The organism is Paracoccus caeni, assembly GCF_016629665.1.
Lineage (GTDB): Bacteria > Pseudomonadota > Alphaproteobacteria > Rhodobacterales > Rhodobacteraceae > Paracoccus > Paracoccus caeni.
In genome coordinates, this window is the sequence record NZ_JAEPRQ010000001.1 from 744349 (window position 1) to 758401 (window position 14053).

Sequence of the window (14053 nt, forward strand, 5' to 3'; positions counted from 1 at the left end):
TTATGCGGGCTGGGCCGCGAATTCGCGGATATCGACCAGATGCCCGGCCACGCCTGCCGCCGCGGCCATCGCAGGCGACATCAGATGGGTGCGGCCCTTGTAGCCCTGCCGCCCCTCGAAGTTCCGGTTCGAGGTCGCGGCGCAGCGTTCGCCCGGCACCAACTGGTCGGGGTTCATGCCCAGACACATCGAACAACCCGCAAGCCGCCACTCAAAACCCGCATCGATGAAGATCTGGTCCAGACCCTCTTCTTCCGCCTGTGCCCGCACAAGACCCGATCCCGGCACGACCATGCCGCGCACGCCCGTGGCCAGCTTGCGTCCCCGCAACACATCGGCAGCGGCGCGCAAATCCTCGATCCGGCCATTGGTGCAAGAGCCAATGAACACGGCGTCAATGGTGATATCCGTCAGCTTGGTCCCCGCCGTCAGACCCATATAGTCAAGCGAACGGCGCGCGGCCTCGATCTTGCCGCCGGTGAAGCTTTCCGGCGCCGGAACATCGGCGGTGATCGGCAGGGCGTCCTCGGGGCTGGTGCCCCATGTCACGGTGGGGGCAATATCCTCGCCGCGCAGGGTCAACACCTTGTCGAAATGCGCGCCCTCTTCGGTAAAGAGCGTGCGCCACCAGGCCACTGCAGCCTCCCATTGCGCACCTTTCGGCGCATGCGGGCGGCCGTTCACATATGCGAAGGTGGTTTCATCCGGGGCGATCAGACCTGCGCGGGCACCGCCTTCGATCGCCATATTGCAGATGGTCATGCGGCCTTCCATCGACAGGCTGCGGATCACCTCTCCGCAATATTCGATGACATAGCCGGTGCCCCCCGCTGTTCCGGTCGCTGCGATGATTGCCAGAACCACGTCCTTGGCGGTGACGCCGGGAGCAAGGCGGCCCGTCACCTCGACCTTCATGTTCTTCGATTTCTTCTGGATCAGCGTCTGCGTGGCCAGGACATGCTCGACCTCGGACGTGCCGATGCCGTGAGCCAGCGCGCCAAAGGCACCATGCGTCGCGGTATGGCTGTCACCGCAAACGACGGTCATGCCGGGCAGGGTCCAGCCCTGTTCGGGGCCGACGATATGCACGATGCCCTGCCGGATGTCGTTCACCGGATAGTAATGCACGCCGAATTCGCGGGCATTCTTGTCCAGCGCATCCACCTGAATGCGTGATTCTTCGTTGTCGATGCCCTTCTGGCGGTCCAGCGTCGTCGGCACGTTATGGTCGGGCACGGCGATGGTGCGGTCGGGGGCGTGGACCTTGCGACCGGTCATGCGCAGACCCTCGAAGGCCTGCGGGCTGGTCACCTCATGGACCAGATGGCGGTCGATGTAGAGAAGACAGGTGCCGTCTTCGGATTGTTCGACGACATGGGCGTCCCAGATTTTATCATAGAGCGTGCGCGGGGTTGCGGCGGGATTCGTCATGGCTCTTGGCTTTCGGCTTAGATGCGAATGAATGTGGGTGTTTGGCGGGTGCGCGCAAGAAGGCGCGGCCCGGTCAGCCCCGTGCCGTCACGCAAAGCGCTTCGCCAAAGAACCTCGAAGGCAGGCGCGCGCGGTCATGGATGTCGAAATAGATGAACCCGGACATAGACCCTATTTACGGCGGAACGGCCCGTCGCGCAATATCGTGGCAAAATTGTGCTGCCCTCGCGTCATCGTTTCCTTTGCCCTCATTGAGATGGCCCGAAAAGATGCTATCTTTAACATATCCCCTGCGCCGGGGGTTGATCGGCGCGCTGACCGGAGGATGGAACCCTGTCAAAAGACGTCTCGCCGGCCTCTGGGCCTGCCGCGACCAACGCGGGCAATGCATTGAGCAGCGATCAATTGCTGGCCCGTATCCTGACATCTCTGGAAGACGACAAGGCCGAAGATATCGTCACGATCGACCTGCGTGGTCGTTCGTCGATGGCTGACCATATGGTCATCGCCTCGGGCCGGTCCTCGCGCCAGGTTGCCGCCATTGCCGAAAAACTGGCCGAGCGTTTCAAGGAACAGACCGGCCGTTCGCCCCGGATCGAGGGGAAGGATGCCGGTGACTGGGTGCTGATCGACACCGACGATGTGATCGTCCATGTCTTCCGCCCGGAAGTGCGCGAATTCTATCAGCTCGAAAAGATGTGGATGCCCTCGGACGCGCTTGCGCGCGTGCGTGAAGGCGCCCCTTCGCAGCACTAGGATCGGGCACGGCCCATGCGAATCGACATCGCAGCCGTAGGTCGGCTGCGCGGCGGAGCCGAGTCCGATCTGGTCAGCGATTATCTGGACCGCTTCGCCCGCACCGGCCGCCCGCTGGGCCTGCCCGCCGTCAATATCATCGAGGTCGAGGACAAGCGCGGTGGCGGTATGGCTGCCGAGGCCGATCTGTTGGCCCGAGCCATTCCGGCAAGTTCGGCCCTGATCGTCATGGATGAACGCGGACAACAGCCGACTTCGCCCGAATTTGCCACAAGGATCGCCGGTTATCGCGATCAGGCCCGCGACATCTGTCTTGTGATCGGTGGGGCCGACGGGCTGGACCCGTCGATCCGCGCCCGTGCCGATTGGCAGATCAGCTTCGGCCGGATGGTCTGGCCGCATATGCTGGTTCGGGTGATGCTGGCCGAACAGCTTTACCGTGCGGCCACCATTCTTGCCGGGTCGCCCTATCATCGCGTCTGACGCCTTCTCTTCAGGACGTGCCTTCTCTTCAGGACGTGAACGAATCGCGCGGGGCCTTGCGTCGTGACAGGTTGCCCGACCGCGCAGGCAGGCGTAACAAGGCGCAAAGCATGACGAGGGGCAATATGACGAAACCGGTGATCCTGTGCATTCTCGACGGTTGGGGAACTTCGGACCGTCCCGAACAAAGCGCGCCGGATCAGGCGAGGACGCCGAACTATGATCGCCTTATTGCCGAATGCCCGCATGCGACGCTGACCACTTTCGGGCCTGATGTGGGGCTGCCCACCGGACAGATGGGCAATTCCGAGGTCGGCCACACCAATATCGGCGCAGGCCGCGTGGTTGCGATGGATCTGGGCCAGATCGATCTTGCCATCGAGGATGGCAGCTTTCTGAAGAACGAGGCGCTTGGGGTTTTCATTGAGAAGATGAAGGCCAGCGGTGGGACCGCGCATCTGATGGGTGTAGTGTCCGATGGCGGGGTGCATGGGCATATCCAGCATGTCCTGGCCGCCGTCCGCGCGGTGACAGCGGCGGGTATTCCCGTTACCGTCCACGCCATTACTGATGGCCGTGACGTTCCTCCTCAATCGGCGATGGGCTTTATCACCGAATTACAGGGCAATCTGCCCGACAGCGCACGGATCGGCACGGTGATTGGGCGTTACTACGCGATGGATCGCGACAATCGGTGGGAGCGGGTGGAGCGCGCTTATCGTGCCATCGTCGCCGGGACAGGCGAAAGCGCTGAATCCGCCGATGCCGCAGTTGCCGATTCCTATCGCAAGGGCGAATACGACGAATTCATCCAACCCTATATCATCGACGGCTATAATGGCGCCTTGGATGGGGACGGATTTTTCTGCCTCAATTTCCGTGCCGACCGCGCCCGCGAAATCCTTGCCGCTTTGGCCGACAGCGATTTTGACGCCTTCGATGTCAGCGACCGGCCTGAATGGACGGCGGCCCTTGGCATGGTTGATTACAGCGATCGCCACAATCTCTACATGACTTCTGCCTATCCCAAACGGCGGGTCGTCAACACGCTGGGCGCTTGGGTCGCGCAGAAGGGGCTGCGGCAGTTTCGTCTGGCCGAGACCGAGAAATACCCCCATGTCACCTTCTTCCTGAACGGCGGCAAGGAAGCCCCCGAACCCGGCGAAGACCGGTTCATGCCGCAAAGCCCGAAGGTCGCGACCTATGATCTGGCGCCGGAAATGGCCGCCTTTGAAGTCGCGGACAAGCTGGTCGAGGCGATCGAGGCCCAATATGACCTGATTGTCGTCAACTTCGCCAATCCCGATATGGTCGGCCATACCGGCAGCCTGCCCGCCGCGATGCGCGCCTGCGAGGCGGTCGATCAGGGGCTTGGCCGAATGATCGAAGCGCTGGATCGCGTGGGCGGTGCGGCGGTAATCTGCGCCGATCACGGCAATTGCGAGACGATGGTGGACCCGGTTTCGGGCGGCCCGCATACCGCGCATACTGTGAACCCTGTTCCGGTGATCGTCTATAACGGCCCGGCAGGGGCGACGGTGCGCAAAGGGCGTCTGGCCGATCTGGCCCCGACCGTTCTGCAACTGATGGGCTTGGACAAGCCCGCCGAGATGACCGGCGAAAGCCTGATCGTGACCGCATGATCGCTCGTTTTCTGTTTCCGGTCCTGTTGAGTGCTTGTCTGACCGTCACGCCCGTCGTGGCGCAGGATGAGGCTGAAGGCGATCTGTCGCCTGCCTCTCAGGCGGTGATCGACGCACAGGGTGCGGCGGCGCAACTTCGCGACTCGATTGGCAAACTGTCCGAGGCGGTGACCGCGGACGATCAGGTGGTCGCCCTGACCGAAGTGATCCGGGGTTACGAGCAGGGGCTGGCCGCTTTGCGCGACGGCCTGCGTGAGGCAAGCTCCCGCGAGGAGGAATTGCAGCAGCGGTTCGAGACGCAGCGCACCCGCCTTGCAAGCGTGCTTGGGGCAATGACCGCTTTGCAGCAATCGCCGGAATCGACGATGCTGCTGCATCCGGCGGGGGCGCTGGCCAATGCGCGTTCGGGGATGATCCTCTCGGATGTGACGCCCGGCCTGCGGGCCGAGGCAGAGCAGTTGCAGACCAGCCTTGAGGAAATCGCGACGGTGCGCGAATTGCAGGCAGGCGCTGCCACGATGCTGGGCGAGGGATTGGGCGCGGTGCAAGAGGCGCGCAGGTTGCTGGCCAGCGCGGTTACCGACCGCTCCAGCATGCCGATCCGCTTCGCCGACGCGCCGGAAGAGCTGCAAAAGCTGCGCGACGCGGCGCAGAGCCTTGATGATTTTGCCAGCGGCGTCAGCAAGATGCAGGCCGATGTCGGCCCGCCGATCAGCGATTTCGAGGGCGCGGCAGGTAGCCTGTCCTTGCCGGTGGTGGGCACCGTGATGCGGCCCTATGATCAACCGGATGCGGCGGGTGTGCGTCGTCCCGGCTGGGTTATCGCGACGCCGCCTGCCGCTTTGGTCACCACGCCATGGTCGGCAACGATCCGCTATCGCGGGCCGCTGCTGGATTACGGCAATGTGATGATTATCGAGCCCGCGCGTGGCTATCTTCTGGTATTCGCGGGAATGTCGCAGGTCTTCGGCGAGGTGGGCGATGTGCTGAATGCGGGTGAGCCGCTGGGCCTGATGGGCGGCTCGGAAGTCTCGGCACAGGAATTTGGTGCGCAATTCGTCGCCGACGCGGCTCGGGGCGGAGATGCAGGGCAAAGCGAAAGCCTGTATCTGGAACTGCGCAAGGGTCAGGAAACACTGGACCCGGCGGCTTGGTTCGTGCTGAATCCCGTCGTGGAGCCTGAACAGGATTGAGGCAGGAAAGGCCGATATGAAACACTATCTGATCGCCGGCATCGGCGGTGTGCTTGCAGGAGCGCTGCTGACGACCCAGATCGCCGGCCCCCTTGTCGCGCAGGAAACGGGCGACAACGCATCGATCTATGAGCAGCTTGAGCTGTTCGGCAATGTCTTTGAACGGGTGCGTGCCGATTATGTCGAGGCCCCTAGCGACAAGGAACTGATCGAGGCCGCGATTAACGGCATGCTGACCTCGCTTGATCCGCACAGCTCGTTCCTGTCGGCAAACGATTACGAGGACATGCAGACCCAGACCCGCGGCAGCTTTGGCGGCCTTGGGATCGAGGTCAGCCAGGAAGACGGTCTGGTCAAGGTCGTCTCGCCGATCGACGACACGCCTGCGGCAGAGGCCGGGGTGCAATCGGGCGATTTCATCACCCATGTAAACGGCGAATCGCTGATGGGGCTGACGCTGGATCAGGCGGTGGACATGATGCGCGGCCCGGTCGGCAGCGAGATCACCGTCACCCTTCTGCGCGAAGGCGAGACCGAGCCTTTCGATCTGACCATGACCCGCGACACGATCAAACTGACCGTCGTTCGCACCCGGATCGAGGGTCACGCGGTCGTTCTGCGCGTCTCGACCTTCAACGACGAGACCTATGACACGCTGAAGGTCGAGCTTGAGAAAGCCGTCGCCGAGGCGGGCGGGATCGAGAAGGTCACCGGCTTCGTGCTGGATCTGCGGAACAATCCGGGCGGATTGCTGAATCAGGCGATCAGCGTTTCGGATGCCTTCCTTGACGCGGGCGAGATCGTCTCGACCCGTGGCCGTCACCCGGAAGAAAGCGAACGCTGGAACGCGGAAGAGGGCGATCTGGCGCAGGGCAAGCCGATGGTGGTGCTGACCAATGGCGGGTCCGCCAGTGCGTCCGAGATCGTCGCCGGTGCATTGCAGGATCACCGTCGGGCGATCGTCGTGGGCGAAAAGACCTTCGGCAAAGGCTCGGTCCAGACCGTCATGCCGGTGACGCAGGACAGCGCCATCCGTCTGACCACGGCGCGCTATTACACGCCGTCGGGCCGCTCGATCCAGTCGCTTGGCATCCAGCCCGACATTCTGGTCGCCCAACCGCCGCGCCCGCCCGTCAACGAGGACGAAGAGGCCGAGAACGGTCCGCGCAGCCAGTCGAATTTCGGTCGCTCCGAGGCCGATCTGCGTGGCGCGCTGAGCAACGATTCCGTGTCCGACGAAGAGAAAAGCCAGATCGAGCAGGAGAAAGCCGAGGTCGAAGCGACCGCGAAGCTGCGCGATGAGGATTACCAGTTGGCCTATGCGGTCGATATCCTCAAAGGCTTGGCTGCCGTCGATTTCCGTGCCGATCAGGTGCAGCCCGCACAGACACCCGCCGTCACCGGCGAGGGATCTGGCGCGGGCGAGGGTGGTGCCGACGCCTCAGGCAATGACGGCTGATCCTGCGATGGCGCAAGACGAAAGTGAAATCCGCGGGCCGGGGGGGCTTCCCTACCGGCCCTGCGCCGGGGTGGTCCTGATTAACGACGAAGGCCGGATTTTTGCCGGTCAGCGGATCGAGATGCAGGGCGCGTGGCAGATGCCGCAAGGCGGGATCGACAAGGGCGAAGAGCCGTTGCAGGCCGCATTGCGCGAACTGGTCGAGGAAACCGGGGTCTCACCCGACAAGGTCGAGGTTCTGGGCGCAACCTCCGACTGGGTCTATTACGATCTGCCGCCCGAACTGCTGGGCAAGGCATGGAAGGGCAAATATGGCGGCCAGCGCCAGATTTGGGTGCTGATGCGTTTCACCGGCAGCGATGCCGATATCCGCATCGATACCGACCATCCCGAGTTCGACAAATGGTGCTGGATCGGCGCTGACGACCTGCTGGACAACATCGTGCCCTTCAAGCGCGACGTTTATGCACAGGTCATCGCGGCCTTCCGCGACCATCTCGCCTAGGTTCGGTCCGCGCCGTAGCTATTGGCGCGGAAGGTCTGTTTGCTCAGCTTGACCCGCCCTGTTGGCGACGCCCTTCGGCCCGACAGAGATTGTCTGCCTCGGTCACGCTCATCCCGTTCGGACGGTCGGTCGAGCGATCCCAATCAAGCATGTTTTTGGTGTAAAGCTGGCAGGTGACCGGGCCTTGCGGCGAGTCCACCGTAACCGGCGCGGATTCGAATTGCTGCGGCGAACAGGCCGCGAGCGAAACTGCCAGCGCACCAAGGGCAATGAGTTTTTTCGTCACGATGATAATCCTGTGTCAGCGTCAATAATGCAATCATAGCACGATAGACGCTGCAAATAATCAATCTGAACAAATAGATATATTTTCTGCGGCAAACCTCCGGGACAGCAGGATTTGCTGCCCCGGAAATACGCAAACTGCCTTAACGGCGCAGTTGATCCAGCAGGACAGAGGTCGGATATCCGTCCGGTGTCACGCCGATCGAACGCTGATAGGCCGAGACCGATTCCATCGTCGCCGAGCCGAAGAGACCGTCGATTTCGCCCTGATAGAAGCCCTTCTGCGCCAACCTGCGCTGAATTTCCTCGCGCTCGTTGGTCGAAAGCGGGCGGTCGGTGCGCGGCCATGCGCCCTGAATGCCCGACCGCCCGGCGATCCGCTCGCCCAGGAAGGCCACGCCAAGCGCGTAGTTGTCCGAGTTGTTGTAGCGCAGGATCGAGCGGAAGTTGTCGAGGATCAGGAAGGCCGGGCCACGCGCGCCCGCCGGCATGATGATCGAGCCGTTCCCGTTGGGAAGCGACCCACCACCGATCCGCCGCACGCCTTGCGACGACCAATCGCCACTGGATCTGCGGGTGCCCTTGCCGATCAGGCCCATGTTGAAGTTCGAGGGCAGTTGCACCTCGGCCCCCCATGCCTGTCCGGGCACCCAGCCATTGCGGCGCAGGTAATTCGCGGTCGAGGCAAGCGAGTCGGTCGGATCTTCGGACCAGATGTCGCGGCGACCATCGCCGGTGAAATCGACGGCGTAATCCAGATAAGAGGTCGGCATGAACTGCGTATGGCCCATCGCGCCCGCCCAGCTTCCCAGCATGTGCTGCGGGTCGGTATCGCCTGCCTGCAGGATTTTCAGCGCCGCGATCAACTGGTTCTGGAACATCTCGCCGCGCCGCCCGTCATAGGCCAGCGTCGTCAGCGACGGAATGATCTGCATCTTGCCGCGATTGGCGCCGAAGTTCGATTCCATCCCCCAGACGGCCAGCACGATTTCGCGCGGAACGCCGTAACGGGCCTCGATCGCGGACAATGCGCTGCTGAGCTGCGAGGCTTTCTGACGACCGGTGGTGATCCGAACTTCGGACACGGCGCTGTCCAGATACAGCCAGACCGGGCGCGAGAATTCGGCCTGCCGACGATCCAGACGGATCACCTCTGGGTTGTAGCGAGCGAATTGCATCGCCCGGTCATAGGTCGCGGCGGAAACGCCTGAGGACAGGGCGCGGGCCCGGAAACTTTGGACAAAGCGCTGCAGACCGGCCTCATCACCCGCCGAGGCAGCAGGGATCGGGGCAACTTCTACCGGACCGGCGGCGGAAAAGCCGGGGCTGCGGTTCAGCGGAGCGGCGCATGCGGCCAGGGCTCCGATCAGGACGGAGGAGGTGAATACGCGGATGAAAGCCATTGGTTCGCCTGTTCGTGACTGCTTGGGTTCTTATTGTGATTCACTGTAACGAATGCGATTCGGCTTGGATAGGGTAACGTCCAGCCACGGGCACCTTGCCGCCATTCGGACTGCCGCGATCTTCGGCGGGCTGTGATTGGGCGGTTCATCTGGCAGGTTAGAACTGTTGCTGCGAAGCAACAGACTTGCATATCGTGTAAAATGAGAGAAACCTTCGGCAACCGCGCGCGGTTAAATCTCTCGTGGCAGGCTGTCCCAAAACGCTGCGGCTCATCCTGCCCCTTGCCTTGATGCAATGTGTCCAGGTCGGATGAAGAAAATGAACACAATCCTACGCAGTTTTCTGGGCAGATTTGTCAGCCGGGGAAATCTGACCGTCATCAGTAGTAATGGCGACCGGATTGCCTACGGCGACGGCTCTGGCCCGGCCATTGTCATGCGCTTTAACTCTGCCAGCGCCGAACGCGCGGTCGCCGTCAATCCGGCCCTGAAGCTGGGTGAATGCTTCATGGAGGGTGAGGTCGATATCCTCGAAGGCTCTGTCTATGACCTCATCATGCTGGCGCATCTGAATGCCGGGCGCGAACTGATGCCGGTTTTCTGGATGAAGGCGCTGGATAAGGCGCGGATCGCACAAAGGCGGTTTCGTCAGATGAACACGCGCCTGCGCGCGCGCGACAACGTGCATCGGCACTATGATCTTTCGGCCGATCTTTACCGCATGTTCCTTGATCCCGACATGCAATATTCCTGCGGCTGGTTCCCGACGCCCGATACGCCGCTGGCCACCGCGCAACTGCTGAAAAAGCGGCATATCGCCGCGAAAATGCTGCTGCGTGACGGGCTGGATGTGCTGGATATCGGCTGTGGCTGGGGTGGAATGGGGCTGTATCTGTCCCGCGTCGCCGAGGCCCGCGTGACCGGGGTGACGCTGTCGGACGAACAGCTTGCAGTCGCGCAGCGCCGTGCCGGTCGCGATGGTTTGCCTGCGGATTTCCGGCTGCAGGATTATCGCGACATCGATGAGACCTTCGACCGCATCGTCTCGGTCGGGATGTTCGAACATGTCGGCGTCAACCATTTCGATACATTCTTCCGCAAAAGCGCTGCGATGCTGCGCAAGGATGGGGTGATGCTTCTGCACACGATTGGCCGCGCGGAACCGCCGGGCGCGACCAATCCGTTCCTGCAGAAATATATCTTCCCCGGCGGCTATATCCCGGCCCTGTCCGAAATTTCCCGCGCCATCGAAAAATCCGGGCTCATCGCGACCGATGTCGAGATCCTGCGCCTGCATTACGCCGAGACGCTGAAGGCATGGCGCGAAGCCTTCCTTGCCCGCCGCGACGAGGCCAAAGCGCTTTATGACGAGGCGTTCTGCCGGATGTGGGAATTCTATCTTGCAGGCAGCGAGGTGTCTTTCCGCGAGGGGAGCATGGTCGTCTATCAGATCCAGCTTGCCCATCGCAGCGACGCCGTGCCGGTCACGCGCGACTATATTGCTGACGCCGAAGCGCAGTTGGCCGAACTGGAATGCAAGCGCGGTATCCCGGGTCCCGCCTGGCCGGATGATTGGCCCGACGTGACCGAGGAAGAGGCGCCGGAATGGCGCCGACAGGGGCATGCGGCCTGTTAGGATCGGTTCGCGGCTGAGCGCCGCTCAGGTCGTCTCGTAGTCGTCCGGGTTCGGCCCGATCCGTCCGTCCGGGCGGTCCAGCGCGTCTATTGTCGCGATGTCCTCATCGGTCAGGCGCAGCGTCAGCGCCTCGAAATTCTCGCGCTGGCGGTCGGGGTTGACGGATTTCGGGATCACCGACAGCCCATGCGCCATATGCCAGGCGATCACCACCTGCGCGGGCGACGCCCCCAGTCGGTCTGCGATCTGCTGCACCGGACCCGAGGCCAGCGCAGTCGCCTGACCAAGTGGCGACCAGCTTTGCGTGATGATGCCAAGGTCGCGATCTACCTCGCGCATATGCGACTGGTTCAGCGAAGGATGCAGTTCGATCTGGTTCACCGCCGGGGTCACGCCGGTTTCGTCGATCAGTTTCCGCAAATGCGCTTCGTGGTAATTCGACACCCCGATGGACCGCACCCTGCCAGAGGCGCGCAATTCGATCATCGCTTTCCATGTCTCGACGTAAAGCCCGCGCGCCGGGGTCGGCCAGTGCATCAGGTAGAGATCCAGATATTCCAGCTTCAGCCGCTCCATCGTGGTGTCGAACGCCCGCAAGGTGGAGTCGCGACCCTGATCGGCGTTCCACAGTTTCGAGGTGACGAACACCTCGTCCCGGGCCACGGCGGCCTCGCGGACACCGCGCCCCATTCCGGCCTCGTTGCGATAGATCGCGGCACCGTCGATCAGCCGGTAGCCGATATTCAGCGCGGACGCGACGGCGTCCTGCACCTCATCCTCGGGCATCTGCCAGACCCCAAGGCCAAGCTGCGGAATGCGTCTGCCATCGTTGAGCATCAATGTCGGTTGCTGCATCGGAAGGCTCCTTTGAAAAGAGGGAATAAGGGGTAAGAAACTACTGAACAAAATCCGCTTCGGTCGCGCCGGTGATTTCCAGCAGGCGATCCGGCGCAATGGCAAAGATGTGGCGCGGGGTGCCCGCAGCCGCCCAGACTTGGGTGAAGTCGTGAAGGCGAGGGTCGAAATAGGCGGTTACGGGGTTCAGATGGCCGATGGGGGCGACACCGCCGATGGCAAATCCGGTCTCTTCCCGGATCAGTCCGGCATCGGCCTTGCCCAGCGGTTGCCCGGCGACAAGGGCGGCCTTGGCGGGATCGACGCGATTGCCGCCAGCCGTCAGGAACAGCACGACATGGCCGCTATCCTCGCCGCGAAAGATGATCGATTTGGCGATCTGATCGACCTCGCAGCCCGCAGCGGAAGCAGCCTCTTCGGCGGTCCGCGTGCTTTCGGACATTTCCAGCACCTCGACGGGCGTGTCTGAAGCCGCCAAAGCCGCCTTTACCCGTGCAAGACTTTTGCTCAATCCCGCCTCCCTCGCTGTCAGGTCAGGCGGTGATGATTGCGCAAACGAAAGGGGGCGTCCAGAGGACGCCCCCGCCATTCCGTGAACCGGCCAGCTTCAGCCGAAAAGTTTCGCCGCGGTGTTTGCAACGCGACGGCCCAGATAGCGGGCACCGCCCAAATCCTCTTCGCCGGGCTGGCGGCTGCCATCGCCGCCGGTGATGGTCGTCGCGCCATAGGGCGAACCGCCGACGATTTTCGAGCCGTCCATCTGACCTTGGTAACCGTAATCCAACCCGACAACGGTCAGACCGAAATGCAGCATGTTGGTGATGATCGAAAACAGCGTCGTTTCTTGCCCGCCGTGTTGGGTCGCGGTCGAGGAAAAGGCCGCCCCGACCTTGCCATTCAGCGCGCCACGCGCCCAAAGACCGCCCCCTTGATCAAGGAAATTCGCCATCTGGCTGCTCATCCGGCCAAAGCGGGTGCCGGTGCCGATGACGATGGCATCGTAATTCTCGAGATCTGCGATCTGGGCGATGGGCGCCTTCTGGTCCAGCTTGTAGCCGGACGCTTTCGCGACATCGTCGGGAACCAGATCGGGCACACGTTTGATATCTACGGTGGCTCCGGCTTCGCGGGCACCTTCGGCGACGGCCTCTGCCATCTGCTCGATGTGACCGTAGGCCGAGTAATAGAGAACCAGAACTTTAGCCATCTGCGAATTCCTTCAGCGGGTTGTGATCAACTGTCGATCGGGAACGTATTCGAGCGGGAATGGTTCGAATAGATCGGCAATCAAGAACACCGCGTTCGGGAAAACCGCAAGGCACCATGGATCAGAACATCATTCCCTTCGATCTGCACCGGATGTTTCTGGGTGAACAACCTCTGCTTTTCTATGCCGAGATTCTGGTCCGCACGCTGATCATCTACATCTACACGCTGCTGATGATCCGCTGGATCGGCGGGCGCGGCATTGCGCAACTGTCGATGGTTGAATTCGTGCTGGTCATCGCGCTTGGCTCGGCGGTGGGCGATGCGATGTTCTATCCAGAGGTGCCGCTGCTGGTCGCCATGCTGGTGATCACCGTGGTGATTTCCGCGAACAAGCTGCTGGATTTGCTGTTGCTGCGATCCGACAGGGCGAAGGATCTGATCGACGGTCGCCCGGTCGAGCTGGTCCGCGATGGGCGGCTGGTCCATGAGGGGCTGAACGCCTGCGACATGGGACCGGCCGAGATTCGGGGTCTGCTGCGCGAGGCCGGTATCCGCAATCTGGGGCAGGTTCAGCACGCCTATCTGGAAAGCAGCGGCAAGCTGTCGATCTTTCGCCGGCCGCATGCCCGTCCCGGATTGCCGCTCCTTCCGCCCGACGGGGTCTTCCCCTCCCAAGATCGTCCGGCGCCACTGCGCGATCCGGCCCTTGCGCCCGGCGGGCTGGCATGCTGTCTGACCTGTGGCGCGACAGCCCGCGCCGCCACCGTGCTGCCCGATGGGGTATGCGAGTTTTGCAGTTCGACACAGTGGATTGCACCAGCCAAGGAAGAGCGAGAGCCAGAATGAACGTCTATACCCTGCTGGTCGAAGTCGGTCGCACCAAGGATGACGGCTTGCCGGATGGCTCTACCGGCGCAGCGCTGATGTGCTACGCCTCGGGCAAGGATCAGGCCGAGGCGGTACGCGAGACGGTCGCCATCCTGAAACAGGCGGGACTGTCGCCGCTGGATGTGACCGGCTACGGCACGCTTCAGGACCGGCTGGATGACGGGCACGAGATCAGCGACGAGGAAAAAGAGCTGATGACCCGGGCGCTGGACGAAAATTCGGTGATCGTGGCGCAGATGCAGCCGTTCTTCGAGGGCTGTCAGGGCGCGTCGGACGAAGAATAGAGGCTTCGCTGATCGGCGGGCTT

15 protein-coding genes are annotated in these 14053 nt (G+C 62.5%); 9 read left to right on the forward strand and 6 right to left on the reverse strand.

Annotated features, from left to right (window positions below; all coding sequences use genetic code 11):
• Complete coding sequence (gene leuC / locus JJJ17_RS03600) at window positions 1-1431, reverse strand: 3-isopropylmalate dehydratase large subunit (protein WP_200683837.1); 1431 nt, start codon at window positions 1429-1431, stop codon at window positions 1-3.
• Window positions 1432-1764: 333 nt separating this feature from the next.
• On the opposite strand from leuC, the gene rsfS reads away from it, so the two are divergent.
• From rsfS to JJJ17_RS03630, 6 genes are all read left to right on the forward strand, one after another.
• Complete coding sequence (gene rsfS / locus JJJ17_RS03605; RefSeq protein ID WP_200684784.1) at window positions 1765-2187, forward strand: ribosome silencing factor; 423 nt, start codon at window positions 1765-1767, stop codon at window positions 2185-2187.
• A 15-nt stretch (window positions 2188-2202) separates the two neighbouring features.
• Window positions 2203-2670, forward strand: coding sequence for a 23S rRNA (pseudouridine(1915)-N(3))-methyltransferase RlmH (rlmH, locus tag JJJ17_RS03610; protein WP_200683839.1), 468 nt, complete (start codon window positions 2203-2205; stop codon window positions 2668-2670).
• A 110-nt stretch (window positions 2671-2780) separates the two neighbouring features.
• Window positions 2781-4313 carry a 2,3-bisphosphoglycerate-independent phosphoglycerate mutase gene (gpmI, locus tag JJJ17_RS03615; protein WP_200683841.1) on the forward strand — a complete coding sequence of 511 codons (1533 nt, stop codon included), beginning with the start codon at window positions 2781-2783 and terminating at the stop codon, window positions 4311-4313.
• Window positions 4310-5506, forward strand: coding sequence for a murein hydrolase activator EnvC family protein (locus JJJ17_RS03620; protein WP_200683843.1), 1197 nt, complete (start codon window positions 4310-4312; stop codon window positions 5504-5506). Before gpmI ends, JJJ17_RS03620 begins: the two co-directional genes overlap by 4 nt.
• 16 nt (window positions 5507-5522) lie before the next feature.
• Complete coding sequence (locus JJJ17_RS03625) at window positions 5523-6965, forward strand: S41 family peptidase (protein ID WP_200683845.1); 1443 nt, start codon at window positions 5523-5525, stop codon at window positions 6963-6965.
• A gap of 7 nt (window positions 6966-6972) precedes the next feature.
• Window positions 6973-7470, forward strand: a complete 498-nt coding sequence (locus JJJ17_RS03630) for an RNA pyrophosphohydrolase (protein ID WP_200683847.1) — start codon at window positions 6973-6975, stop codon at window positions 7468-7470.
• A 43-nt stretch (window positions 7471-7513) separates the two neighbouring features.
• On the opposite strand, the gene JJJ17_RS03635 is transcribed toward JJJ17_RS03630, so the two are convergent.
• Together JJJ17_RS03635 and JJJ17_RS03640 are read right to left on the reverse strand one after the other, a co-directional pair.
• Window positions 7514-7756 (reverse strand): hypothetical protein, encoded by a 243-nt coding sequence (locus JJJ17_RS03635; protein WP_325168758.1) that lies wholly within the window; start codon window positions 7754-7756, stop codon window positions 7514-7516.
• 142 nt (window positions 7757-7898) lie between these two features.
• On the reverse strand, window positions 7899-9158 hold the full coding sequence (locus tag JJJ17_RS03640) for a lytic murein transglycosylase (RefSeq protein ID WP_200683848.1): 1260 nt from the start codon (window positions 9156-9158) through the stop codon (window positions 7899-7901).
• A gap of 319 nt (window positions 9159-9477) precedes the next feature.
• Here JJJ17_RS03640 and JJJ17_RS03645 point away from each other — a divergent pair, with 319 nt between their 5' ends.
• On the forward strand, window positions 9478-10794 hold the full coding sequence (locus JJJ17_RS03645) for an SAM-dependent methyltransferase (RefSeq protein ID WP_200683850.1): 1317 nt from the start codon (window positions 9478-9480) through the stop codon (window positions 10792-10794).
• 24 nt (window positions 10795-10818) lie between these two features.
• On the opposite strand, the gene JJJ17_RS03650 is transcribed toward JJJ17_RS03645, so the two are convergent.
• From JJJ17_RS03650 to wrbA, 3 genes are all read right to left on the reverse strand, one after another.
• Complete coding sequence (locus JJJ17_RS03650) at window positions 10819-11649, reverse strand: aldo/keto reductase (protein WP_200683852.1); 831 nt, start codon at window positions 11647-11649, stop codon at window positions 10819-10821.
• Window positions 11650-11689: 40 nt separating this feature from the next.
• Window positions 11690-12160 (reverse strand): YbaK/EbsC family protein, encoded by a 471-nt coding sequence (locus JJJ17_RS03655; protein ID WP_200683854.1) that lies wholly within the window; start codon window positions 12158-12160, stop codon window positions 11690-11692.
• 96 nt (window positions 12161-12256) lie between these two features.
• Window positions 12257-12856, reverse strand: coding sequence for an NAD(P)H:quinone oxidoreductase (gene wrbA / locus JJJ17_RS03660; protein WP_200683856.1), 600 nt, complete (start codon window positions 12854-12856; stop codon window positions 12257-12259).
• A 116-nt stretch (window positions 12857-12972) separates the two neighbouring features.
• Between wrbA and JJJ17_RS03665 the strand changes: the two genes are divergently transcribed.
• Entirely contained in the window at window positions 12973-13704 is a 732-nt protein-coding gene (locus tag JJJ17_RS03665; protein ID WP_200683858.1) for a DUF421 domain-containing protein, read from the forward strand.
• Entirely contained in the window at window positions 13701-14030 is a 330-nt protein-coding gene (locus JJJ17_RS03670) for a hypothetical protein (protein WP_200683860.1), read from the forward strand. The genes JJJ17_RS03665 and JJJ17_RS03670 overlap by 4 nt, the downstream gene beginning before the upstream one ends.
• Window positions 14031-14053 lie beyond the last annotated feature (23 nt).

Coding starts and splice junctions, on each gene's coding strand:
- rlmH (WP_200683839.1), top strand. CDS start 2,203: ATGCGAATCGACATCGCAGCCGTAGGTCGGCTGCGCGGCGGAGCCGAG.
- JJJ17_RS03625 (WP_200683845.1), top strand. CDS start 5,523: ATGAAACACTATCTGATCGCCGGCATCGGCGGTGTGCTTGCAGGAGCG.
- JJJ17_RS03640 (WP_200683848.1), bottom strand. CDS start 9,158: ATGGCTTTCATCCGCGTATTCACCTCCTCCGTCCTGATCGGAGCCCTG.
- JJJ17_RS03645 (WP_200683850.1), top strand. CDS start 9,478: ATGAACACAATCCTACGCAGTTTTCTGGGCAGATTTGTCAGCCGGGGA.
- gpmI (WP_200683841.1), top strand. CDS start 2,781: ATGACGAGGGGCAATATGACGAAACCGGTGATCCTGTGCATTCTCGAC.
- JJJ17_RS03670 (WP_200683860.1), top strand. CDS start 13,701: ATGAACGTCTATACCCTGCTGGTCGAAGTCGGTCGCACCAAGGATGAC.
- JJJ17_RS03650 (WP_200683852.1), bottom strand. CDS start 11,649: ATGCAGCAACCGACATTGATGCTCAACGATGGCAGACGCATTCCGCAG.
- JJJ17_RS03630 (WP_200683847.1), top strand. CDS start 6,973: ATGGCGCAAGACGAAAGTGAAATCCGCGGGCCGGGGGGGCTTCCCTAC.
- JJJ17_RS03620 (WP_200683843.1), top strand. CDS start 4,310: ATGATCGCTCGTTTTCTGTTTCCGGTCCTGTTGAGTGCTTGTCTGACC.
- JJJ17_RS03665 (WP_200683858.1), top strand. CDS start 12,973: ATGGATCAGAACATCATTCCCTTCGATCTGCACCGGATGTTTCTGGGT.
- leuC (WP_200683837.1), bottom strand. CDS start 1,431: ATGACGAATCCCGCCGCAACCCCGCGCACGCTCTATGATAAAATCTGG.
- wrbA (WP_200683856.1), bottom strand. CDS start 12,856: ATGGCTAAAGTTCTGGTTCTCTATTACTCGGCCTACGGTCACATCGAG.